General features: G+C 68.2%; 22 protein-coding genes and 1 pseudogene. 17 read left to right on the top strand and 6 right to left on the bottom strand.

Going from position 1 to position 20,853, the window contains the following annotated elements; all coding sequences use genetic code 11:
• Positions 1-5: 5 nt before the first annotated feature.
• The 8 genes from EJC49_RS22000 (at position 6) to EJC49_RS21965 (ending at position 5,259) form a co-directional block, all read left to right on the top strand.
• Entirely contained in the window at positions 6-1,574 is a 1,569-nt protein-coding gene (locus EJC49_RS22000; protein ID WP_126702081.1) for a Na+/H+ antiporter subunit D, read from the top strand.
• Complete coding sequence (locus EJC49_RS21995; RefSeq protein ID WP_126702080.1) at positions 1,571-2,044, top strand: Na+/H+ antiporter subunit E; 474 nt, start codon at positions 1,571-1,573, stop codon at positions 2,042-2,044. Before EJC49_RS22000 ends, EJC49_RS21995 begins: the two co-directional genes overlap by 4 nt.
• Positions 2,041-2,382 (top strand): cation:proton antiporter, encoded by a 342-nt coding sequence (locus EJC49_RS21990; RefSeq protein WP_170314834.1) that lies wholly within the window; start codon positions 2,041-2,043, stop codon positions 2,380-2,382. The genes EJC49_RS21995 and EJC49_RS21990 overlap by 4 nt, the downstream gene beginning before the upstream one ends.
• Positions 2,379-2,729, top strand: a complete 351-nt coding sequence (mnhG, locus tag EJC49_RS21985; RefSeq protein WP_126702079.1) for a monovalent cation/H(+) antiporter subunit G — start codon at positions 2,379-2,381, stop codon at positions 2,727-2,729. Before EJC49_RS21990 ends, mnhG begins: the two co-directional genes overlap by 4 nt.
• A gap of 287 nt (positions 2,730-3,016) precedes the next feature.
• Positions 3,017-3,445 carry a Ros/MucR family transcriptional regulator gene (locus tag EJC49_RS21980; RefSeq protein ID WP_126702078.1) on the top strand — a complete coding sequence of 143 codons (429 nt, stop codon included), beginning with the start codon at positions 3,017-3,019 and terminating at the stop codon, positions 3,443-3,445.
• Positions 3,446-3,476: 31 nt separating this feature from the next.
• On the top strand, positions 3,477-3,791 hold the full coding sequence (locus EJC49_RS26325) for a hypothetical protein (RefSeq protein ID WP_425358839.1): 315 nt from the start codon (positions 3,477-3,479) through the stop codon (positions 3,789-3,791).
• A gap of 227 nt (positions 3,792-4,018) precedes the next feature.
• The gene (locus EJC49_RS21970) at positions 4,019-4,456 is read left to right on the top strand and encodes a helix-turn-helix domain-containing protein (protein ID WP_245453519.1); all 438 of its coding nucleotides are present in this window, start codon (positions 4,019-4,021) and stop codon (positions 4,454-4,456) included.
• Positions 4,453-5,259, top strand: coding sequence for a DUF6456 domain-containing protein (locus EJC49_RS21965; protein WP_245453518.1), 807 nt, complete (start codon positions 4,453-4,455; stop codon positions 5,257-5,259). Before EJC49_RS21970 ends, EJC49_RS21965 begins: the two co-directional genes overlap by 4 nt.
• A gap of 12 nt (positions 5,260-5,271) precedes the next feature.
• On the opposite strand, the gene EJC49_RS21960 is transcribed toward EJC49_RS21965, so the two are convergent.
• Positions 5,272-5,700: a SufE family protein gene (locus tag EJC49_RS21960; RefSeq protein ID WP_126702076.1), complete on the bottom strand. Its 429-nt coding sequence runs from the start codon at positions 5,698-5,700 to the stop codon at positions 5,272-5,274.
• Between the two features lie 210 nt (positions 5,701-5,910).
• Positions 5,911-6,213 carry a DUF5330 domain-containing protein gene (locus EJC49_RS21955; RefSeq protein ID WP_126702075.1) on the bottom strand — a complete coding sequence of 101 codons (303 nt, stop codon included), beginning with the start codon at positions 6,211-6,213 and terminating at the stop codon, positions 5,911-5,913.
• A 438-nt stretch (positions 6,214-6,651) separates the two neighbouring features.
• Here EJC49_RS21955 and EJC49_RS21950 point away from each other — a divergent pair, with 438 nt between their 5' ends.
• The 5 genes from EJC49_RS21950 (at position 6,652) to EJC49_RS21930 (ending at position 14,082) form a co-directional block, all read left to right on the top strand.
• Positions 6,652-8,442, top strand: a complete 1,791-nt coding sequence (locus EJC49_RS21950; protein ID WP_126702074.1) for a sensor histidine kinase — start codon at positions 6,652-6,654, stop codon at positions 8,440-8,442.
• Positions 8,417-9,361 (top strand): peptidoglycan-binding domain-containing protein, encoded by a 945-nt coding sequence (locus EJC49_RS21945; protein ID WP_126702073.1) that lies wholly within the window; start codon positions 8,417-8,419, stop codon positions 9,359-9,361. Before EJC49_RS21950 ends, EJC49_RS21945 begins: the two co-directional genes overlap by 26 nt.
• A gap of 76 nt (positions 9,362-9,437) precedes the next feature.
• Entirely contained in the window at positions 9,438-10,184 is a 747-nt protein-coding gene (locus tag EJC49_RS21940) for an SAM-dependent methyltransferase (RefSeq protein ID WP_126702072.1), read from the top strand.
• A 192-nt stretch (positions 10,185-10,376) separates the two neighbouring features.
• Positions 10,377-13,706 carry a caspase family protein gene (locus EJC49_RS21935; protein WP_126702071.1) on the top strand — a complete coding sequence of 1,110 codons (3,330 nt, stop codon included), beginning with the start codon at positions 10,377-10,379 and terminating at the stop codon, positions 13,704-13,706.
• Positions 13,707-13,818: 112 nt separating this feature from the next.
• Positions 13,819-14,082 carry a DUF982 domain-containing protein gene (locus EJC49_RS21930; protein ID WP_126702097.1) on the top strand — a complete coding sequence of 88 codons (264 nt, stop codon included), beginning with the start codon at positions 13,819-13,821 and terminating at the stop codon, positions 14,080-14,082.
• A gap of 103 nt (positions 14,083-14,185) precedes the next feature.
• On the opposite strand, the gene EJC49_RS25840 is transcribed toward EJC49_RS21930, so the two are convergent.
• Positions 14,186-14,344: a hypothetical protein gene (locus EJC49_RS25840; protein WP_170314833.1), complete on the bottom strand. Its 159-nt coding sequence runs from the start codon at positions 14,342-14,344 to the stop codon at positions 14,186-14,188.
• A 231-nt stretch (positions 14,345-14,575) separates the two neighbouring features.
• Between EJC49_RS25840 and EJC49_RS21925 the strand changes: the two genes are divergently transcribed.
• Both EJC49_RS21925 and EJC49_RS21920 read left to right on the top strand, forming a co-directional pair.
• Positions 14,576-15,562, top strand: a complete 987-nt coding sequence (locus EJC49_RS21925; protein ID WP_126702070.1) for an ABC transporter substrate-binding protein — start codon at positions 14,576-14,578, stop codon at positions 15,560-15,562.
• Between the two features lie 52 nt (positions 15,563-15,614).
• Complete coding sequence (locus EJC49_RS21920) at positions 15,615-17,381, top strand: ABC transporter permease (RefSeq protein ID WP_210211842.1); 1,767 nt, start codon at positions 15,615-15,617, stop codon at positions 17,379-17,381.
• 45 nt (positions 17,382-17,426) lie between these two features.
• Here the strand turns inward: EJC49_RS21920 and EJC49_RS21915 are convergent, their stop codons facing one another.
• Together EJC49_RS21915 and EJC49_RS21910 are read right to left on the bottom strand one after the other, a co-directional pair.
• Positions 17,427-17,897 carry a class I SAM-dependent methyltransferase gene (locus EJC49_RS21915; RefSeq protein ID WP_245453517.1) on the bottom strand — a complete coding sequence of 157 codons (471 nt, stop codon included), beginning with the start codon at positions 17,895-17,897 and terminating at the stop codon, positions 17,427-17,429.
• Between the two features lie 104 nt (positions 17,898-18,001).
• Complete coding sequence (locus EJC49_RS21910; protein ID WP_245453516.1) at positions 18,002-18,988, bottom strand: NAD-dependent epimerase/dehydratase family protein; 987 nt, start codon at positions 18,986-18,988, stop codon at positions 18,002-18,004.
• Positions 18,989-19,083: 95 nt separating this feature from the next.
• Here EJC49_RS21910 and EJC49_RS21905 point away from each other — a divergent pair, with 95 nt between their 5' ends.
• Positions 19,084-19,716, top strand: a complete 633-nt coding sequence (locus EJC49_RS21905; protein WP_126702066.1) for a TetR/AcrR family transcriptional regulator — start codon at positions 19,084-19,086, stop codon at positions 19,714-19,716.
• Positions 19,717-19,974: 258 nt separating this feature from the next.
• Positions 19,975-20,373 carry a DUF1491 family protein gene (locus EJC49_RS21900; protein WP_245453515.1) on the top strand — a complete coding sequence of 133 codons (399 nt, stop codon included), beginning with the start codon at positions 19,975-19,977 and terminating at the stop codon, positions 20,371-20,373.
• On the opposite strand, the pseudogene EJC49_RS25835 reads toward EJC49_RS21900, so the two are convergent.
• Positions 20,360-20,853 (bottom strand): annotated as a pseudogene (locus tag EJC49_RS25835) (hypothetical protein); the annotation flags it as partial. The gene EJC49_RS21900 and the pseudogene EJC49_RS25835 sit on opposite strands and share 14 nt — an antisense overlap.

Raw genomic sequence — 20,853 nt, 5'->3', positions numbered from 1 at the left:
CAGACATGGCAGCCGTAACCTCCGCTCCGGTGGACACCAGCGCAGCCCTGGTGCAGGCCGCGACGAGCCTGCTCGACTGGGTGGTGATCGCGCCCGTGGCGCTGCCGATCCTCGGTGGCGCCCTGCTGATGATGGTGCGCCACCGCACGCATCTCCACGCTGCCGTGACCTTCGCGGTGCTGCTGGCCACGCTCGTCTCGACGCTGATGCTGCTGTCGCGCGTGGTCGGCGACGGCGCGCTGGTGATGACCATGGGACGCTGGCTGCCGCCGTTCGGAATCAGCTTCACCGCCGACGTGCTGGGCGCGTCCTTTGCCGCCGCCGCGACCTTCGCCACGTCGGCGGCGGCCGTCTTCGCGCTGCGCGACATCGACGCCACCGGCCGCCGCTACGGCTTCTATCCCTTCCTGCTGCTGATGATCGCCGGCGTGAACGGCGCTTTCCTGACCGGAGACCTTTTCAACCTTTACGTGTGGTTCGAGGTCTTCGTCATCTCGTCCTTCGGCCTCCTGATCCTGGGATCCGAGCGCCGCCAGATCGACGGCGCGGTGAAATACGCCGTGCTGAACCTGATCGCCACGACGGTGTTCCTGATCACCATCGGCTATCTCTACGGCGTCTTCGGCACGCTCAACATGGCCGACATCGCCCGCAAGGCCGACGGCCTGCGCGAAAACGGTCCGCTGATGACGATCGCCACGCTGTTCCTTCTGGCCTTCGGCATGAAGGCGGCGGCGTTTCCGCTGAACTTCTGGCTGCCGGCGTCCTACCACACGCCGCGCATCGTCACCTCGGCCATGTTCGGCGGCCTGCTGACCAAGGTCGGCGTGTATGCGCTGCTGCGCACCTTCACCACGCTCTTTCCCGTCGAGCGCGCCATCCTGTCGGACGTGATCGCGGTTGTGGCCATCCTGACCATGGTCCTAGGCGCGCTCGGGGCGCTGGCGCAGAGCGACACGCGGCGCATCGTCGGCTTCGTGGTCATTTCCGGCATCGGCACCATGCTGGCGGGGCTGGCGATCGGCTCGCCGCTGGCGCTGACCGGCACCGTGCTCTACGCCGTCCACTCGATCCTGATCATGACCGCGCTTTATCTGGTGGTGGGCCTGATGCGCGAGGCGGCCGGCAGCTTCTCGCTGCACGATCTGGGCGGGCTCTACCGGTCGCACCCGCTGCTGGCGGCGATGATGCTGGCGATGGTGCTGGCGGCGGCGGGGCTGCCGCCCCTGTCGGGCCTGTGGCCGAAGGTGGTGCTGGTCAAGGCCGCGATCGAGGGGAACGCCTGGTGGCTGACCGCAGCGATCCTGGTGTCCAGCGTGCTGACCACGATCGTGCTCGGCCGCGTCTTCGCGCTGGCCTTCTGGCGGCCCGAGCAGGACACGTCGCTGCGGTCGCAAACGCGGCCGATCGATGCGGTCGCCGGATATGGCACCGTGTTCGTGCTTCTCGTCCCGGCGGTCTGGATCGGGCTCTGGCCCGAGCCGTTCCTGCACGTCGCCGGCCTGGCGGCGGCCGGTCTTTCGGATCCCGCAGCCTACATCGGCTCGGTCTTTGCGGCGCAAGGTGGATCATGATGCTCTATCTGGCCAATATTCTGCTCGCGCTGGCCTGGATGGTGGTGACCGGGTCGGCCACCTTCATCAATTTCCTGTTCGGCTACGCGCTGGGCGCCGGCGCCCTGTTCCTCATCCGCGAGCAGGTCGGCTCGCTCGGCTACTTCGCGCGCACCCGCCGCGTTCTGTCGCTGGCGCTGATGTTCGTCTACGAGCTCATCCTCTCCGCCTGGCGCGTCGCCGTGCTGGTAGTGACGCCCGACATGAAGCTCAAGCCCGGCATCTTCGCCTATCCGCTGAAGGTGGACAAGGACTACGAGATCACCCTGCTGGCCTGCCTGATCACGCTCACGCCCGGCACGTTGGCCGTCGACGTCTCGGAGGACAGGCGCTTCCTCTACATCCACGCGCTCGACTGTTCGGATCCCGACCAGGCGCGCATGGACATCGCCACCGGCTTCGAGCGCAAGATCATGGAGGCATTCCGGTGAACGGCAGCGAAACCTTCCTGGCCGGCGCCGTCACCACCGCGCTCGCGCTGCTCTGCCTGGCCTTTCTCACGACCGTCTATCGCGTCGTGCGCGGACCGACGCTGCCCGACCGCATCGTGGCGCTGGACATGCTGGTGGCCGTCGCCCTCGGCTTCATCGCCGTCATCGGCATCCGCTCGGGCATCACGCTCTATGTCGACGTGGCGATCGCGCTCGGCCTGGTGGGCTTCCTGGCGACCGTGGCTTTCGCCCGGTTCGTTCTGAGCCGCGGCAGCTACCGCGAGAAGAACGCCGCCGAAGGCGAGACGGCGCCGCGCAATCCGGAGGTGAAACTGTGACGGACATCATCACCAACTACCTGACCGGCATCCTTCTGGTCATCGGCGCGGCCTTCGCGCTCGTTGCTTCCGTCGGTCTTCTTCGACTGCCGGAATTCTACACGCGCATGCATGCCGCCTCGAAGGCCGGAACGCTCGGCGCCTGCGTCATGCTGATCGCGGTGGCGGTCTACACAGACGACACGGCGGTTGCCTCGCGGGCGCTTGCCGGCGTGGTCTTCTTCCTGATGACGGCGCCGATCTCGGCCCATCTGCTGGCCAAGGCGGCCTATGCAGCGGGCTATCCGCTTTGGGAAGGATCAGTTCACGACGAGATGCCACCCCGTGGGTCTCATCAGAAAGAATGATCGGAACCAGTCGCACGCCAGACACGTGGATGAATGTTTCGGGACTTTTATTCGAATGCTGCACACATCTCGCGAAAGTTGCAGTTCAGAAAGATCATGAACCACTAAAACATGTTGTTACATTATTTTTCTGTAATCTCATCATTCATAATTGACTTGGTAACTGTCGTGTCCCATTTATCGTGATGGTAGGCGAGTCGTTCATCGACATTTTCGCGTTCCCATACGTACCGGCGCTTAGAACGCCGATTACAAACCACAAGCTAACTAACTGGGGCCTGATCATTATGGAACTATCCGAGTCGAACCTGACTCAGGGCAACATGCTCATCGAGCTGACCGCCGACGTCGTTGCCGCCTACGTCAGCAACAATCCCGTTCCCGTGTCCGAACTTCCGAACCTCATCGCCGACATCCATGCCGCGCTCGGCCGGGTGGGCACGACCGCCGAACAGGCGCCGGCCGAAAAGCCGAAGCCGGCAGTCAATCCGAAGAAGTCGGTCCACGACGACTACATCATCTGCCTCGAGGACGGAAAGCACTTCAAGTCGCTGAAGCGCCACCTGATGACGCACTACAGCCTCACGCCGGACCAGTACCGCGAGAAGTGGAACCTCGATCCGACCTATCCGATGGTCGCGCCGAACTATGCGGCCGCGCGCTCGCAGCTGGCCAAGAAGATGGGCCTCGGGCGCAAGCCGAAGTCGTCTCGCTAAGCGGCTCCGACGTCTTTTCTCCACCAAAACGGTGGCGCCTTCCGGCGCCGCCGTTTTTCGTCGTGCGGCCCCTGCGCTGACGTGGGCTGCCGCCGAGCTGGTCGAGCGCCTGCTTCAGGGCGATGTGGCGGTTGAGATCGTAGGCCCAGTGGCGCGCGGCGCCGCGGATCCGCTCGCGCTCGATGAGGCGTTCCAGCCGCCGTCGCACGGCAAGCCGCGCCTCGCCGACCAGGGCCAATGCGGCCTCGATGTCCTGGCCCGTCGCCAGGAAGAAGGCGGCGCGGATCGACGCCTGGCGGATGGCGAGCGCCTTCGCCGCGACATGGGCGCGCGCCTCTTGCGGTAGTGTCGTCACGGCAGCCTCCGATGGGGTGAAATCGACACCGCATGATCGTCGGAGGCGTGGGGGGCGGGGAAAGAATTCGTCTGCCTTTCGCGAAAAGTGCAGAAAAGATCGAACAAAAGCAGGATGTTGAGAGAAAGTCGCGATTTTCGGCGTTGCGGTTTTGTTCACACCCTCGCGGAGTTTCGGTATAAGAGGAACATATTCCTATTCAAAGGGGGAAATGTTCCGTGCCATCGCCAAATGCCTGCCAGATCCTTCGCATCTCCACCATCGCGCCGCCGCTGTCGGCGACGCCGCCGCACGATCGCGGCGCCCGCCCGTCCATGGCGGTTGCGCGCCCGCCCGAGCGGGTGGTCTTCGTCTGCGATTGCATGATCGACATCTGCTCGGCGCTGTTCAACGTCAGCGGCCGCGAACTGCGCGCCTCCGGCCGCGCCACGACCAGCGTGTCGCGCGTGCGGCAGATCGCGATGTATGTGACGCATGTGATCATGGGCCTGTCGATGTCGGAGGTGGGACGTGGCTTCGGGCGGGATCGCACCACCGTGCTGCATGCCTGCCACCTGGTGGAGGACATGCGCGACGACGCCGATTTCGATGCCATCGTGGCGATGACCGAACGGGTGGCCGGCGCGGCGCTTCGCGGACTGGAGTGCCGCTGGTGAGGCGCGCGGTGGACAAGGTTCGGCTTCGCATCCTGCGGTTCCTCGCCGGCGGCGAGGCGCATGTGGAGGAGGCAGCCCAGCGTGGGCGGGTCCGGATGCGTTCCGACCGGCTGGGCGTGATCAGCGTCGAGGTCACGTCCCTGGACGTGCTCGTGGAAGCCAACTGCATCGAGCGCTTCGGCGACGGCATGGTGCGGCTGACGGAGACGGGCCGCGCCGCCTATGCGCGGTTCCGGGAGACCGAGCGGCCGCTGCTGCTCCAGCGCGGCGAACTCGGCGTCGCGACGGTGGAGACGGATGACGGCCCGCGCGCGGCGGCGGTGAACATCCGCGAGTCGCCGCTGTTCAAGCTCGCCCGCCTGAAGGACCGCAACGGCCGGCCGTTCCTCGATGCGGTGCTGTTTGGCGCCGGCGAGCGGCTGCGCAGCGACTACACAAGGGGATTGCTCGTGCCGCGGCTCGGCGTCAACTGGGACTCGCTCGGCGGCGGCGGATCGGGCGGACCGGGCGGCAGCCCGCTCGACCTGACCGATGCCGCGCTGGCGGCGCGCGCGCGGGTCGATCGCGCCATCGAGGCGGTCGGTCCCGAACTCGCGGGCCTTCTGCTGGACGTCTGCTGCTTCCTGAAGGGGCTGGAGACGGTGGAGGCGGAACGCGGCTGGCCGGTCCGCTCGGCCAAGGTCGTGCTCAAGGCGGCGCTGTCGGCGCTGGCGCGCCACTACGCGCCGGAGACGAGGCGCCAGACCGGCCGCATCCTCCACTGGGGCGCGAGCGACTATCGGCCCCGCACCGCCCGGCCGTGACGCCGGGCGACCTCAGGCCGGGTGGGAAAGCGCCAGGCTGGCGTCGTGGCGGATGCGCTTGACCATCGAGCGCAGCCCGTTGGAGCGCTGGGGCGTCAGATGCTCGTCGAGGCCGAGGCCGGCGAGCATCCCCTCCGCATCCGTGGCGACGATCTCGCTCGCCCGGCGGCCGGAATAGAGCGCCAGCATCAGCGCCACGAGCCCGCGCACGATGTGCGCGTCCGAATCGCCCGCGAACTCGATGACCGGATCGTCGCCGCCGCCGCGGCTGGTGGTGAGCCAGACCTGGCTGACGCAGCCCGGCACGCGGTTTTCCTCGGTGCGGGCACTTTCGGGAAAGGGCGGCAGGTCGCGGCCAAGGTCGATCACGTAGCGATAGCGGTCCTCCCAGTCGTCGATGAAGGCGAAATCGTCGATGATGGACTGGATGTCGGCGGCCATGATGCTCTTTGCGTCCCTGTTGACCGCCATATAGAGCGGAACACCGGCCTGTTGAACCGGGCGCCCGCCGATTTCGGCGCAACGAAAAAAAAGCCGCATGCACGAGGCCCATGCATGCGGCGCGCCAGGAGTCCGGCAGTCGATCGAAAGGGGAACGACGGAGCGGCCCGCCGGTTCGTCGCGGCGTGGCCGCAGTCGGTCGCGGTCAGGTCATTCGGCGGGGGAGACGCCGCCGGTGGTGATGGCGTCGTCGGCGGTCGGTTCCGGCTCCAGCATCTGGTAGGCGATGCGGGCGCTTTCGCGGGCCCGCACGCCGATGGTCTGCAGCGCGGCGCGGCCGGTCTCGCAGACCTGCGGCTCGCGCTCGCACATGCCGCCGACGTCGCCGATCGCATCCCGCGCCGCCACCAGCGCGGCGAGCGGGCTGACCGTCTCGGTGTCCTCGCCCGGCGCGATCGGCAGGAACAGGAGAACCAGCGAAAACCAGAAACTCGTCCGGATCAGGAAACCCATTGCCTTACGTCCCGTCATCCCAGGGCCCGCCACGAATGCGCGGGCTGTCGAGGCCGTGATACAGGACGGCTCCCAACGCCCGATTGCAGCCGGTTTCGCAATTTTCCTCAAATTTGATGCAAATGGGAAGGGTTGGCGCTGCCTTTGATTCGAGGCAAATGCGCGTGGATGCCGAAAGCCTTTGGCAACCACCCATGTTGCTGAAAAGGTTTGGCAATCGCTCCGGAATGCCGGGCGGCCGCAGCTCTTGCCGGGCGCGGGCGTGGACACGCTCCGTTAACCATCAACCCAAGCTTGCCCAAGGATGATGCAGCCCGCGGTCGTTTTCGGGGTTGCCGAGGCGATCGCCATGCCCTGCCTTATTCATTCATTAAACCGGGGATGCGAGGGTCGAACCGAACGAAGATCCGTCGAACGGACGTCAGCGAGTGCGTGGTGTTGAGTAGGCTTCCGACAGGAACGAGCGAAGGGTGTTCGCGGCTTGGACAGGCCTGCGGTCGGCTCGTCCATCCCTCGATCGCCGACGCGGGTGAGCGCGAGCTGCACCGGCGGCTGCTCGCGGTCGCCCTGGCGGGACCGCTCGTCATCGGCGGCGCCTTCGCGCAGGTTCTGTTTCCCGCCGTCAGCCTTCCCATGGCGCTCGCCGCCATCTGCATCGTCTTCGTCGTCGGATGGACCGCCGCCGTCGCCATCGCGCAGACCGGCTCGCGCGCGATCGCCGCGCCCCTGCTGCTCGCCTTCGCGGCGGCGCCGGTGGCCGTGGTCATCCACCTGGGCGGGGGCGTGAATTCGCCGCTGTTCCTGGCCTGGCTGCCGCTGGTGATCGAACCCTGGTTCGCGCTGCGCAGTCGCAGCGCCTTGCGCGCCGGCCTTGCGGCCATGGCCGCGGCCATCGGCGGCGCGATCGCCCTGTCCCTTCTTTGGCCGGACGCGGTGCAGCCCGCCGCCGCCTCGCACTGGCTTCTGCCCATCGCCTACGGCATGACGCTGTGGCTGCGCCGCGGCGCCTTCTCAGACGTCGACGAGTCCGCCCCGAGCGAGGCGGCGCTGCCGCCGCTGGAGGCGATCCTGCCCGGTGTCGTGCTGCGGCTCACCCGAGCCGGCGACGTCGTCGATTGCTCCGACCGATCCCGCACGCTGTTGCGGCTGGAACCGGAATTCCTGCACGGCGCGGGCCTGATGGAGCGCATTCACGTCGCCGACCGCATCGCCTGGCTGACCGCGCTCGCCGATCTGCGCGACGGCGCCGACCTGCGCCAGGTGGAATTGCGGCTGCGCCTGCCCGCCGACGGCCAGCGCCGCGATGGCGGCTACCATTCCTTCGCCGTCGACCTGATGGGGCAGGGGCGCGCCGACGCGGGCTTCGTGGCGCTGCTGCGCGACAATGCCGCGCACGCCGACCTGCGCGAGGCGCTGGCGGACGCCAACCACCGCGCCGAAATCGGCAAGGCGCGCTTCCTCGCCACCGTCAGCCACGAGCTGCGCACGCCGCTCAACGCCATCATCGGCTTCTCCGACATGCTGGCCAGCGGCATGGCCGGCCCGCTCGCCTCCGATCGCCAGCGCGACTATGTCGGCCTGGTGCGGGAGTCGGGCGAGCATCTGCTGGCCATCGTCAATTCGATCCTCGACGTGGCGCGCATCGAGTCCGGCACCTACCCGATCCTGCCCGAGACGTTCCGCCTCGCCGACGCCGTCGACACTTCGCTGTCGATGGTCTCGTGCCAGGCCAAGACCAAGGACGTGACGCTGGTGCGCGACATCGACGCCGCCAAGGGCGACCTGTTCGCCGATCGCCGCGCCATCCAGCAGATCCTGATCAACCTCCTGTCCAACGCCGTGAAGTTCACGCCGCAGGGCGGCCGCGTCATCCTGACCGCCGCGAGCGACGCCCGCCGCGTGACGCTGACGGTCGCCGACACGGGCATCGGCATCAGCGCCGACGACCTCGCCCGCATCGGCCGGCCCTTCGTGCAGGTTCTCAACGACTACACCAGGCAGTATGAAGGGACCGGGCTCGGGCTCTCCCTGGTCAAGGGCCTCGTCGAGCTGCAGGCCGGCTCGATGACCATCGACAGCGCCCCGGGCGAGGGCACGCTCGTGACCGTGACGCTGCCGATCCGCACGCCGCCAAGACAGCAGGACATGTTCGATGCCGAAATCGTCGCCATCCCGCCCGCAGCAAAGCCGAGGACGTCAGCCGATGAAGCGCTCCGGCAGTCGGCGTGAGCCGTCACCCCTGGCGGCCTTCGTCGGCGGCGCCGTCGCCGCGTCGGGCGCCGCGATCGCGGAAAACCCGGTGCTGGTCGGCTCGTCCACGGCCTTCCTGGTGGTGCTGTTCTACGTGTCGGCCAACGCCCTGTGGAACCAGCCCTATCGCCATCCCGGCCCTTTGATGGAAACACGCTTCGTGGTGCAGCGCCCGGCGCCGGCGCCGGCCCCGCAGCCGGTGTCGCAGCCCGCGCCGCGGCCCGCGGCTCTGATGCAGCCGACGTCGGAGGTGACCAATTCGGTCTCACCGGGGGACGAGCAGGCCGCGGCCGCCCCGATGCAGGCCGCGCCGGTGCAGCCCGCGCCCGTGCAGGAGCGCACCATGCGCGTGCAGATCGCGCTGGAGAGCCTCGGCCTCTATCGCGGCACGGTGGACGGGCTGATGGGACCGCAGACGCGCGCCGCCATCGCCGGCTACCAGAAGACGCTCGGCATGGAGGCGACCGCCGAGATCGACGACCGGCTGATGGAAGCGCTGGGGATCGGCGCCGACCGCCAGGCCGCCCGTGCATTGCCGGCCGGACAGCCGGTGCCGCTGCCGGCCTCTCCCGCCGTCGCGTCCGAGCAGGCCTATGCGGCGGTTCCGGTCGCTGCGCCCGTGCCCCGCTCGCGCGAAGCCGCCAACATCGGCGGCGCAGCCGACACCGCCGACCTCCTGCGCGAGGCCCGTGCCGCGGCCGCGCTGCAGTCCAACGTGGTCAGGGTGCAGGCCGGCCTGCGCGCCTTCGGCAACGAGGGCATCGAGATCGACGGGGTGATCGGCGAAAAGACCCGCGCCGCCATCCGCGAATTCCAGGCGCTTTTCCGCCTGCCGGTGACCGGCGAACCGGACGACAGGCTGCTTGCCAAGATGCAGGAAATCGGCCTGACGAACTGAGGACGGCTGACGGGACCTTTTTTCGGATACGATGGGCTTCACCGAATCCCATCGTCGACAGGAAGGCCTTTCAGCCATGGACATCCCGCGGATCTTCAACGTCACCGAAAGCGCGCATCGCATCCACAACCCGTTCACGGCCGACAAGCTCGCCACTCTCGGCGCGGCGTTGCGCCTGGAACCGGAGACCCGCGTGCTCGACCTTGGCAGCGGCTCGGGCGAGATGCTGTGCACCTGGGCCCGCGATCACGGCATCCGCGGCACGGGCGTGGACATGAGCCGGCTGTTCACCGAACAGGCGAGGCAAAGGGCCGACGAACTGGGCGTGGCGGATCGCGTCACCTTCATCCACGGCGACGCGGCCGGCCATGTGGCCGGCGAGAAGGTCGGCGTCGCAGCCTGTGTCGGCGCGACATGGATCGGCGGCGGCGTGGCCGGCACCATCGCGCTTCTGGCCGAAAGCCTCCAGAGCGGCGGAATGATCCTCGTCGGCGAGCCATACTGGATTCGGTTGCCGGCCACGGACGAGATCGCCCGGGGATGCCTTGCCGGTTCGATTTCGGACTTCCACCTGCTTCCGGGGCTTCTCGCGACCTTCCGCAACCTCGGCTACGACGTCGTCGAGATGGTTCTGGCAGACCAGGACGGCTGGGACAGGTACGAGGCGGCCAAGTGGCTGACGATGCGCCGATGGCTCGACGCGAACCCCGATGACGAACTTGCCGGGGACATTCGAGCCAAGCTGACAACGGAGCCGGAACGCCACGCCACCTATACGCGCGACCATCTGGGCTGGGGCGTGTTCGCGCTGATGGCCCGGTGACGCAGGGGGCGGGGCAGGCGGCGACAGGTCAGGCCTGTGCCCGCCCGCTCGCGAATTCTTACAGCCGGACATAATTCCAGCGAAATGCTGACGGTTTCTGGCGCCCGGCCGGCGCGTGTACGCGATCGTTGACAGTTCCGGCGTCGCCGATGCCTACTCGCGAAACTCTGCACGGGGGATCGAAATCCAGCCATGCTTCGCTTGCTTGCAACTCTGCTTCTGCTGGTTTTGCCCGTTCTTGCGGGCGTTGCGCCTGCCTGGTCCCAGACCGGCGCGTGCCAGGTTCCATCGACCGGGGCGAAGCCGTTCGAGATCCTGACCGGGGAGCCGGGCAGCGGTGCGCCGCTGACGATCGCCTGGACGGACCCCTGGGCCGCGCCCGAAGCCTGCCCCGGCGCGCGCTACCTGGTGCTGGCGATGCCGCGCGAGGTGCGCTTTTCCGGCAGCGGGTTCATGGCTCTGGAACCGGGTGCGCCGGCACCCTTCGGGCTCGATTTCGCGCAGGACCGGATGCGCGTCTTCATCCCGCTGCATGATGGCGACCACGGCGCCGGCCGGCTCGACATCCTGCCCTATGTGACGGGCGGCCTGACGCTGGACTGGGCGCTCGCCTATGTGCCCGTCTTTCTGACATGGGCCGGCGAACCGGTCGTGGCGCCCGGCGAAAGCCTTGCGCTGGAGCTCTCGCCCGGCCGGCCGCGGATCATCGTGCAGGACCCCTTCGACGTCGAGACGCCGACGCAAACCATCCTGTCCAACGACGGGCGGTTTCTCCTCGAAGTGCGCACGGAATCGTTTCGCGTGCTGAACGCGCAGACGGGCGCGCTGGTCTATGCCGGCCCCGGTTTCGAGCCGAACTTCTCGCCGGGCTCGCGCTACGTCCATGCGGTCGGTCCCGCGATCGAGCTGGAGGAAGGCTATTCGCACCTGCGCAGCGATCTCGTCGTCGTCGATCTCTACGCGGAACGTCCGGTCCTCCGGCTCGACGGCGGCGGCGGGTCGCGCAGCGACTTCGTCCATGCGTTGCACTGGGCCTGGAACGACAGCCTGCTGTTCGTCGGTCATGTGGGCGCCGGTGCGGTGACCTTCCGGCAGATGCTGCATGACGACCGCGAGCCGGTGGTCAATGCGCATGGCTGCGGCGCCTGTACCTTCGCCGATGGCGGCGTGGCGGAACTGCGCGGCGCCGACGGCGTGATGAAGCTCGGCCATGGGCCGACCGGCAGGACCTTCGACGTGGTCGACCTGATCGATCCGTCCCGGCACCGCTTCTTCGACTTCGACGCGCTGGAGGCCCCCGCCGTGCCCGGCTTCGGCCTCGACGACGCGGCGCTGGTCGAGACGGTCGACCTCCGATCCGCGGACGCCCGAAGCTGGGTGCTGTTCAACCCCGACGACGACCGGCCACCCGAACCCGTCGCCACCCATCGCGTGCAGGACCGGGCCCGGATCGACACCGCCGAGGCGGCGCGGATCGACGACGGCACCGGCCTGACACGCGGCGCGGCGGCGCTGTCGAAATCGGTCGGGATCGGGGCGCAGCGCCGGGCGCTGGTGCGGCTGGCCGAATTCGGCGTCACCTTGCGCCAGGCGCCGAGACTGCTGCGCGAACTGACCGACGCGCAGTTCGAGGCGCTGGAGCTGCCGGAAGACGATTCGTCCTGGGACGAGCTCGACTACTACGACGACGAAGGCGAGCCGATCGAGGAGAATTTGCGCGCGCTGGCCGCGCGGCCGCAGAACTGCCAGGCGGCCATGCCCGCCATGGTGGCGCGCCGGCTGACGCTCGACGAGGCGCGGACGCTGTGCGCCCGGGAAGCGACCGCGCTGCTCGACGAGCAGTTCGACACCTGCACCGACACGGAAGCCTATGTCTGGACGCTGGCCGCGGCCGGCGGCGTCTCCATCATCCACCAGCGCGTCTGCCGGATGGGCTCGTCGTCGGCGGCCTACGGCCTGGCAACCTTCCTGCGCCATGACCGCGACGGCCAGCGCGCCGCGCTCCTGTCGGGGCATCCCTATCTCTTCGTCTCCGACGACTGGGACGAGGACGAGATCGAGCTCAAGGGAATCCTGCCGCTGTTTGCAGAGGCGCCACTGGCCGTCCATGCGCTTTCGCCCAACCGGCTGGCGATCGCCGGGCGCGACCGGCGCATCCTCGTCGTCGATCCCGCGACGATGGACCTCGTGTCCACCATCCGCTCGCCGTCCTCGGCCGACGACATCGACCTGCTCGGCCTGCTTGCCGACGGCGCGCACATGCTGCAGCTCGACCGCGACGGCCGCTTCTACGTCTATGCCCTGGCCGACGGCACGCAGACGCTGTCGGGGCTGTATGTCGACGACGAGCTGGTGGTGATGGACCCGGACCTGCGCTACCAGTCGACCCCGGAAGGTGCGCGCTACGTGCAGGTGAAGTTTCCCGGCGACCCGGTGCTCTATTCGCTGCAGAACCTGGCCGCGCCGCTGAAGACCGACCGGCTGGTGGAAGCGCGTCTCGGCAGCCGCGCAAGGCTCGACGCGCCGCCCGCGATCGGCCGGCCTCCGCAGGTGGATCTGGTGTTGCAGGACGAGGCGCGCGTGCGCCTTCGGCTCTCGGCCACCGGTGGGCTGGCGGGGCTGTCGGTCTATCGCGACGGCATGCGGATTGCACGGACGCCGGTGTCGGGCGACCGGACGGAGCTGGAGATCGAGCTTCCCGCCCTGCCGGAGACACGCTGGTTTGCCTTGCAGGCGACCGACCGCAAGGGTCTCTCCAGCCGCACGGTGACGCTGCCGCGCACGGCCCTCGGGACCGGGCCGGCGCAGGGCCGGCTCTTCGTGCTGGCGGTCGGCACCGACCGGTTCGACGACCCGGGCATATCGCCGCTGAGCTTCGCCGTCGCCGATGCTCGGGCCTTCGCGCAGGCCTTCGAAAAGCCGGGGCGCTACGGCGACGTCGAAGTCGAGACGCTGCTCGACGATCCGGACCTCGCGACCACCCTGTCGGCGCGGCTGGAGGCGATCGCCGCGCGCATGCAGCCGCAGGACACACTGTTCCTGCATGTCGCCGGCCACGGGCTCACCGACGAAACCGGGCGCCTGCACCTTGCCCACCGCAACACGCGGCTGGCCGACCTTGCCGCCACCGCGCTGTCCTTCGACGCGCTGGCCGGGCGGCTGGCCGCTCTTCCCGGCCGCGTCATGGTGTTCCTCGATGCCTGTCACTCGGGCGCGGCCGGTACGCCGAGCAACGACGACGCCGTCGACGTGCTGTTGCGGCAGGACCGGCCGATCGCCGTGCTCGCAGCCTCCAAGGGCAGGCAGTTCAGCTACGAGAGCGCGCTGTTGCGCGGCGGCGCATTCACCGGCGCGGTGGTGGCGGCGCTGGCCCGCCCCGAGACCGACCTCGACGGCAATGGCGTCGTCGAGCTCGACGAACTCTATGCGCAGGTGAAGGCCGAGGTCGTGCGCGCGACCGAGGCCAGGCAGACGCCGTGGATCGCCCAGTCGGGCTTCGTCGGGCCGGTGCCGCTCTACTGACGCGGCCGGCCGGGCGGGCCGCGGCGCAGGGCCGGATCGGCCGGCCGTTCGGAAAATGCCGGTGCTGTCGGTATCGCCTCGCTTCCGCCTTGCCTTTGCCGTAAGGAGAACGATGGAAAAAGATCAGTTCGATACGCCCGTCACCGTCAGGATCGACGCGACGGGTTCACTCCTCACGCTCCGGACCGCCCGCGACACCTCGGATTTTCTTCTGAACCGCTGGCCCGGCAAGCGCACCGAAAAGCACCGCGCCGCCATCCAGGCCTGCTCGGACGTCCAGAACGGCGACAAGCCGCCAATCGGGGCGCGGCGCGCCTTCGTAGCGGCGGCCCGCGAGGCCGGCGTCTTCGCCGACCCGAAAACCGCCAACGCCTGAGCCGCGCCGCGCGGCCGGCTTTGGGAACGGCCTTCCGGCGCGCGCGCCGGGAGGACGAAACGCGCCATGCGGCGCGTGAGGCGGAACGCCGTTCCCGCGCGGTCTATTCCTCGGTCTCGCTCTTCGCTTCGGTCTCGGTGGCGGCCTTGTCGGCGCCGCGCTCCCTGGCGGCTGCCTTGGCGGCGAGCTTCTCGGCCTTCTTGGCCGCCTTGGCGCGATCGCGCTCCATGCGCTCGTGATTGTAGTTGGGGGGTCTCGCCATGTCTTGTTCTCCTTGAATGGTTCCTGCCTATTGCCATAGCGCCTGCAAAGCAACCGGCGAGGCGGTGGCGGGGGCTGGCAGGGCGCCGGGGGGCGGGCGTTTCCAGCGGTTTTCCGGCCGAACGGAACCGGAGAATGAAGCCGTTGCCGGCGGCGGCCCCGCGGCCTGTCATCGGGTGGTAACACAGCTTCACTACGCCGACTGCATTTCCCCGATTCCAAGGAGCACGAGATGCGTATGTTTCTAAAGGCCTTCCTGGCAGGCGCGGCCCTGCTGGGCGCCGCAACCGGCGCTTCGGCCGTCGAAGGCACCCTGACGCTTTACACCAGCCAGCCGAACAACGACGCGCAGCAGACCATCGACGCCTTCATGGCCAAGCACCCGGGCGTGACGGTGACCTTCGTGCGTGACGGCACCACGACGCTGATGGCGCGGCTGCTGGCGGAACTGGAAGCCGGCGCCTCGCCGGCCGACGTGCTCCTGATCGCCGACAGCGTGACGATGGAAGACCTCGCCAGCGACGGCAAGCTGCTGGCCTATCCGGAGGCGGACGTCTCGGCCTATGATGCGGCGATCCAGGATCCGGAGCGCATGTGGTTTCCCACCAAGCTGATCACCACCGGCATCATCTACAACACCAATGCCCCGATGGTGCCCGCCTCGTGGAGCGACCTCCTGAAGGAGGAAGCCAAGGGCCAGGTGGCGATGCCGTCGCCGCTGACCTCGGGCGCCGCGCTCATCCATACCCAGGCGATCGTCGCCAACCTGGAGCAGGGCTGGAGCTACTACGAACAGCTGGCCGCCAACGGCGCCCAGGCGTCGGGCGGCAATGGCGGCGTGCTGCAGGCTGTCGCCGGCGGCGAGAAGCTCTACGGCATGATCGTCGAGTTCCTGCCTATCCGCGAGAAGGCGAAGGGCGCGCCGGTGGAGTTCGTGTTCCCGACCGAGGGCGTCTCGGCCATTTCCGAGCCGGTGGCCATCCTGTCCGGCACCAAGAACCCGGACGCCGCCAAGGCCTTCGTGGATTTCCTCGTCTCGCGCGAGGGCCAGGAACTGGCGGCGTCGCAGGGCTACATGCCCGCGCACCCGGACGTCGCCGCTCCGGCCGGCTTCCCGTCGCTTTCCGACATCGACATCTTGCCGCTGGATCCGGCCAAGGCGCTCGAATCGGCGGAGGCCGACAAGGCGAAGTTCGCCGAGATCTTCGGGCAGAACTGATCGTCACGCAGCCACGCGATCGACCCTCGTGACCCACGGGCCTTTCGCGGCATTGCGCAGTCTCACATCCGCCCGGGATCGCAACTGGCCGGACAACGAGGGCGGCCTGATCTCCGCCCTCGTCATCGCCTCGGTGCTCGTCTTCTGCCTGCTACCCGTCGTGCAGCTGGTGCTGGCCGCGTCGAGCGTCATCCGATCCGACGCCACGGCGGCCTTCGACCTTCTGACGAGCCCGTCGGTCGCGAGGGCGACCCTCAACAGCCTGATCGTCGCGGGCGGTTCCACCGCACTCGCCGTCGTGCTCGGCGGCCTCGTGGCGCTGGCGCTGGCGACCATGGCGCTGCCCACCCGGCGCGCGCTCGCCTTCCTGTTCGTGCTGTCGCTGATGGTGTCGCCACAGATCTCGGCGCTCGCCTTCAAGTCGCTGGCGGGTCCGTCCTCGCCGATCCTCAACGCGGTGGGGCTGGCGCCGCCGCTGGGCACCGCCAACCCGATGCTGGGCTTCGGCGGCATCGTCTTCGTGATGGGACTACACCACGCGCCGCTGGTCGCCATCATCATCGCCGCCGGGCTGGTGCGCGTGCCCAAGGCGCTCGTGGAGGCGGCGAGGCTCGACGGCGCCAGGCCCCTGGCGATCGTCATCGACGTGGTGCTCCCGATCATCCGGGTCAACATCCTGTCGGCGGTGCTTCTGGCCTTCGTGGCGGGCGTGGGCAATTTCGGCATCCCGGCGCTGCTCGGCCTGCCAGTCGGCGTCACCACGCTTCCGACGGCCGTCTACCGGCAACTGGCGAGCTTCGGCCGCGGCGGGATCAACGACGCCGCGCTGATCTCGCTGCTGATCGCGCTGATTGCCGGCATCGCCGTCGTCGCCTCCACCTGGCTGACCTCGCGGCGCGGCGTGCGCACCGACATGGAGCGCGGCCTGGAGCCCTTCGTCCATGCCCGAGCCGTCACGCTGCCGGCCGAAGCGATGCTGTGGCTCGTCTTCGCCGCCACCATCCTCTTGCCGCTGGCCTCGCTGGTGGCCAAGTCGCTGGTCCCGGCCTATGGCGTGACACTGAGCTGGGAGACGCTGACCTTTGCGCAATACACCGACACGATGTGGCGCCAGGCGCTGATCCGCCGCGCCTTCGCCAACTCCTTCACCTATGCGGGCGGCGCCGCCGTCGCCCTGGCGGCGCTGTCGGTCCTCGTCGCCTATGCGATCGACCGGCGGCTGTCCTTCGGACGGATCGCGATCCTGCCGGTGGTGGAGATGCCCTATGCCCTGCCGGGCGTCGTCGTCGCCATCGCCTGCATCCTGCTCTTCGTCAACCCGCTGCCCGTGCTCGGCGTCTCGCTCTACGGTACCGGCTGGATCATCGTCTTCGCCTATCTCGCCTCCTTCCTGGCGGTCGCGCTGAAGCCGGTGGCGGCGGCGGTCTCGTCGCTGGAGCGCGACGTCGAGGAAGCCGCCCTGATGGACGGCGCCGGCATCGCCAAGCGCATCGGCACGATCATCCTGCCCATCGTCCTGCCCTCGGTGGTGGCCGGCGGCCTGATGGTGTTCCTGCTCGCCTTCAACGAACTGACGATCTCGGCGCTCCTCTGGTCGGCCGGCACGGAAACGCTGGGCGTCGCGCTGCTCAACCTCGAGGACGCCGGTCTTGGCTCCGAATCGGCTGCGCTCGCCGTGGTGGCGACGGGCGTCATCGCCGCGCTGATGCTCGTGCTGGAAGCGACGAGCCGCCACTTACCGGAGAACGCGCTGCCCTGGCGGCAATTGTGCCCGGGCGGGGGAGGGGACGCGGGTAGGGGAAAAGGGGTGGTCTGCTGACCGACGGCTCTCTGTGAGCCGGGGAAGCAGGACCGCAACGCCCTTCTACAGCGGCTTTCGCGATATCCGATAGACGGACGCGGGTGGGAAGTTCAGCAGCGCGCGTCCGATGAGCTTGGATTCCAATCCCAGCAGCCTGAGAATTTTCTGAGGGACGGGGCACAGGGGGCCGTAGGTGAACTGGTAGAACGAGCCATCGGAAACGAGATGTTTGAACGCGCCGGACATGATTGCCTCGACCTGGTTCGTCGACATCGACAGGAGCGGCAGCCCGCTAACGACTGCGCCGACCGGGCCGCCAATGCCGAGGCTTCCGAGTTCGGCAGCATCTCTCTCGAAGAGGGTTGCTCGCGGGAAGCGTCGGGAGAGCATGCTGGCGAACTCGCGGCCCATTTCGACGAGAACGAGGTTCTGTTCCGCGACGCCGCGCGCGATGATGGCACGGGTAAAGGCGCCAGTGCCCGGACCGAGTTCGATGACGGGGCCGCAGGTCCCGTCGAGTTCTTGCGTGATCAATCGTCCAAGCGAATGTCCGGACGGCACAATCGAAGCGACGCGAAGCGGCTTTCGGCTCCATGCGCGAAAGAAGACGAATGCGTCCGTGGTCGCGCATCTGGAATTCATGGGCGGAGAGCTCCCGCGCGCATTTCCTCGACGCCTTGCTCCCAGGTGACGACTGGAGCGTATCCCAGTTCGTCCCGGGCACGGCGGTCGGACATGGTGAAGTCGTAGCCGACCAGGCGCAGCATCTGGCGCGTCAGCGGCGGCTCCCCGCGGAGGCGGAAGGTGCGCCATAGAGCTTCCATCACGGTCGCCATGAACCAGGCGACGCCGAGGGGGGCAGACCTGTTGCCCGGATCGACGCCCTGCGTGGCGAGCAAGGTCCCCATGACCTCCCGCAGGTTTCGGTCCCTGCCGTCGGTCACGAAATAGGCGCGACCACCGGTCGCGCTTTCGGCCGCAAGCAAGGCGGCATGGCAAACATTCTCGACATGCGCGGTGGACATCAGGCTCTTGCCGCCGCCCGGCCACCTGAACCTCCCGGCATTCACATTATGGATTGTCTCCCGGATCATGGGCATGCCCGCGCCCCAGATCATCGGGGGCAGGATGATCGCCGTGCGCATGCCTGAAGGATCGTCAGCCGCGAGAACCAGTTGCTGCGCGCGTCCCTTGGAGGCGGTGTACGGGGCCCATTTCGGGAATGTCTGCGGGGCATCTTCATTCACACCGAGCATCGGTTTGCCTTCGCCCATGACGACGGCACCCGCGCCGATCTGAACGAAGCGCTTGACCCCCCGCGCCTTCGCCGCTGCCAGCACGTTGCGGGTGCCGTCGACATTCGCCCGCTCGAACGCTTCCGCCGATCCCCACAGCTTGAACAGGGCTGCGGCGTGGAACACCACTTCGGCGTCACCGATCCCGCGTGTCAGCGCCTCGACGCTGTCGAGGTCGCCCGGCACCGGAACGGCACCCAGCGCCGCCAGTTTCGCCGCATCACCGGGTGATCGGTGCAGGGCGCGGACCTGCCAGCCTCTGTTCACGAGCATCTTGATCAGTCGGCCACCGAGAAAGCCGGTGCCACCTGTCACGAAGGCTATGGTCATGTTGCCACCTCTGCACATCTGTCGTTGTTACAGATTACAAAATACGATATTTGTAACTTGTTGACAAGGGCTGGGGGCGCGCCTAATTTTTCGCCATGTCAGAAAAGCAGAACGTCATCTCGCCTGCGGCAATCCTCGAGGCTGCGACGGCGCTCGTGCGTCGGCTGGGCGAAGGCAAGACCAACATGGTGGATATCGGCAAAGCGCTCGGGGTCAGCCACGCAGCGCTCTATCGGTTCTTTCCCTCCAAGGCCGCGGTTATGGACGCCATCGTTCAAGAGGCCATGGACGAAGAAGAGGAACTTGCCGGGAAGTGGTTGGACGCGGAGGGACCGGCTGCCGAACGCCTGCTGCTCATGGTACTCGACATCCACCATCGCAAACGCAAACGGTTCACAGGCGACAGGGAGATCCATGACCTGTATCGGCGTATTCTGGTCGAGCGCCAGGACATGATCATCGCTTACGCGCAGCGCATGACCCGGCTGATCCAGAAACTGATCGCTCAGGGTGTCGACCGAGGAGAGTGGCACGTCAGCGACGTGTCCCAGGCGGCAAGGGTGGTGCGCGATGCCGTCACGGCCTTCATTCATCCCCAACTGCTCGCCCAGGCGATCGAAGGCAACGCGCCTGTCGAGGATCAACTCCGCGCCACGCTGGCAACCCTCACCCGAGCTTTTGAGGCTGGTGTTGACTACAGCACCATCCGTCCGTCGACGCGTCGTTGAAGCCCTGACCTGGGAAAGCAGCCAAAGCGCGCCGACTGCGGCCAGCTCTTGAGCCGATGGCATGCCTGCGCGATCCCAAGGCGGTGAGCGGTCGCTTCGAAACCCGCGTCAATCGGGACGGAATGGCCGTTGCCGGGACATTCCGACGAACGCTGCCATGTGTCGTGTGAGGTCGCAAGCGTCCGTCCATCTCCCGCCTTCCCCGATCGCCGCCCGCCCGCTACAACGCGCGCATCCGCCATGCGAGACCGCGCCGCCGTGCCACGCCTGACCTCCGAGTTCTTCGTGTCCGCCCTGACGCGCCGGGTGTTCAACGCCGGCGGGTTCGCGGCCGTCATGCGCAAGGGGTCGGCCGAGGCCGGCGCGATCTTTCTCGTGCTGCGCGGGCGCGACGGGCTGTACCGGCTGGTTGGCCCGGCGCCCCAGTCTGGCTATGGGGACGGGGCCAGTGACGAGGCCAAGTCCGGCCATGGCGGCGAAACGGGCCTTGGCCATGACACGGGCGGTCGGCGCTTTGCCGTGGTGGCGGAAGGGCTGGACGACGAAGCGCTGGAAAAGCGCATCGAGCGCGAGGCGCGGTTTGATTCCGACGTCTGGTTCGTGGAGCTGGACACGGCGACGCCCGCCGAGGACCTGGTCGCGCTTACGACGCCTTGACGTCGCCGCGCGGCGGCAGCGCGTGGACCGAGGCCAGGCCGCCGCTGCGCGACGGGGTCGAGCGCGGCGACAGCCGGTCGGCCCGCCAGGCGAGGACGATGCCGGTGGCGGCGTCACTGGAGAAGGCGCGGTAGCGCTCGAGGAACAGGCGGATGGCGCTGGTGCGCGAAAACCGCTCCGGACAGGCCGCGCAGACCAGCAGGAAGGCTTCTTCCTCCGACAGGTCGATGTGGCGGAAGGCGGCGATGAGATCGTCATAGCTGCGCGAGGCGGCGATCGAGCGCGCGGTCTCGACGCCGATGCCCAGCGCCTGCGAGAGCGCGTCGCGGAAGGAGAGCGCGGTGCCCGAGAGCAGCGTCGCCTTCAGTCGCTGGTAGTCGTCCTCGTGCGAAAGCCGCTCGGGCGAAGGCGCCGGTGCGCGGCGGCGCGGCCGCTGGCCGGCCATGATGGCGCGCAGGTCGCGCCGCACCGCCTCGGCGG

The sequence above is a fragment of the Aquibium carbonis genome (assembly GCF_003970795.1).
GTDB classification, from domain to species: domain Bacteria; phylum Pseudomonadota; class Alphaproteobacteria; order Rhizobiales; family Rhizobiaceae; genus Aquibium; species Aquibium carbonis.
This window is presented reverse-complemented; position numbering and strand designations above follow the sequence as displayed.

Bases quoted from the DNA above. Each gene is read 5' to 3' on its own strand.
- EJC49_RS22000 (WP_126702081.1), top strand. From the start codon at position 6: ATGGCAGCCGTAACCTCCGCTCCGGTGGACACCAGCGCAGCCCTGGTG.
- EJC49_RS21995 (WP_126702080.1), top strand. From the start codon at position 1,571: ATGATGCTCTATCTGGCCAATATTCTGCTCGCGCTGGCCTGGATGGTG.
- EJC49_RS21980 (WP_126702078.1), top strand. From the start codon at position 3,017: ATGGAACTATCCGAGTCGAACCTGACTCAGGGCAACATGCTCATCGAG.
- EJC49_RS21960 (WP_126702076.1), bottom strand. From the start codon at position 5,700: ATGGCCGCCGACATCCAGTCCATCATCGACGATTTCGCCTTCATCGAC.
- EJC49_RS21955 (WP_126702075.1), bottom strand. From the start codon at position 6,213: ATGGGTTTCCTGATCCGGACGAGTTTCTGGTTTTCGCTGGTTCTCCTG.
- EJC49_RS21945 (WP_126702073.1), top strand. From the start codon at position 8,417: ATGAAGCGCTCCGGCAGTCGGCGTGAGCCGTCACCCCTGGCGGCCTTC.
- EJC49_RS21940 (WP_126702072.1), top strand. From the start codon at position 9,438: ATGGACATCCCGCGGATCTTCAACGTCACCGAAAGCGCGCATCGCATC.
- EJC49_RS21935 (WP_126702071.1), top strand. From the start codon at position 10,377: ATGCTTCGCTTGCTTGCAACTCTGCTTCTGCTGGTTTTGCCCGTTCTT.
- EJC49_RS21930 (WP_126702097.1), top strand. From the start codon at position 13,819: ATGGAAAAAGATCAGTTCGATACGCCCGTCACCGTCAGGATCGACGCG.
- EJC49_RS25840 (WP_170314833.1), bottom strand. From the start codon at position 14,344: ATGGCGAGACCCCCCAACTACAATCACGAGCGCATGGAGCGCGATCGC.
- EJC49_RS21925 (WP_126702070.1), top strand. From the start codon at position 14,576: ATGCGTATGTTTCTAAAGGCCTTCCTGGCAGGCGCGGCCCTGCTGGGC.
- EJC49_RS21910 (WP_245453516.1), bottom strand. From the start codon at position 18,988: ATGACCATAGCCTTCGTGACAGGTGGCACCGGCTTTCTCGGTGGCCGA.
- EJC49_RS21905 (WP_126702066.1), top strand. From the start codon at position 19,084: ATGTCAGAAAAGCAGAACGTCATCTCGCCTGCGGCAATCCTCGAGGCT.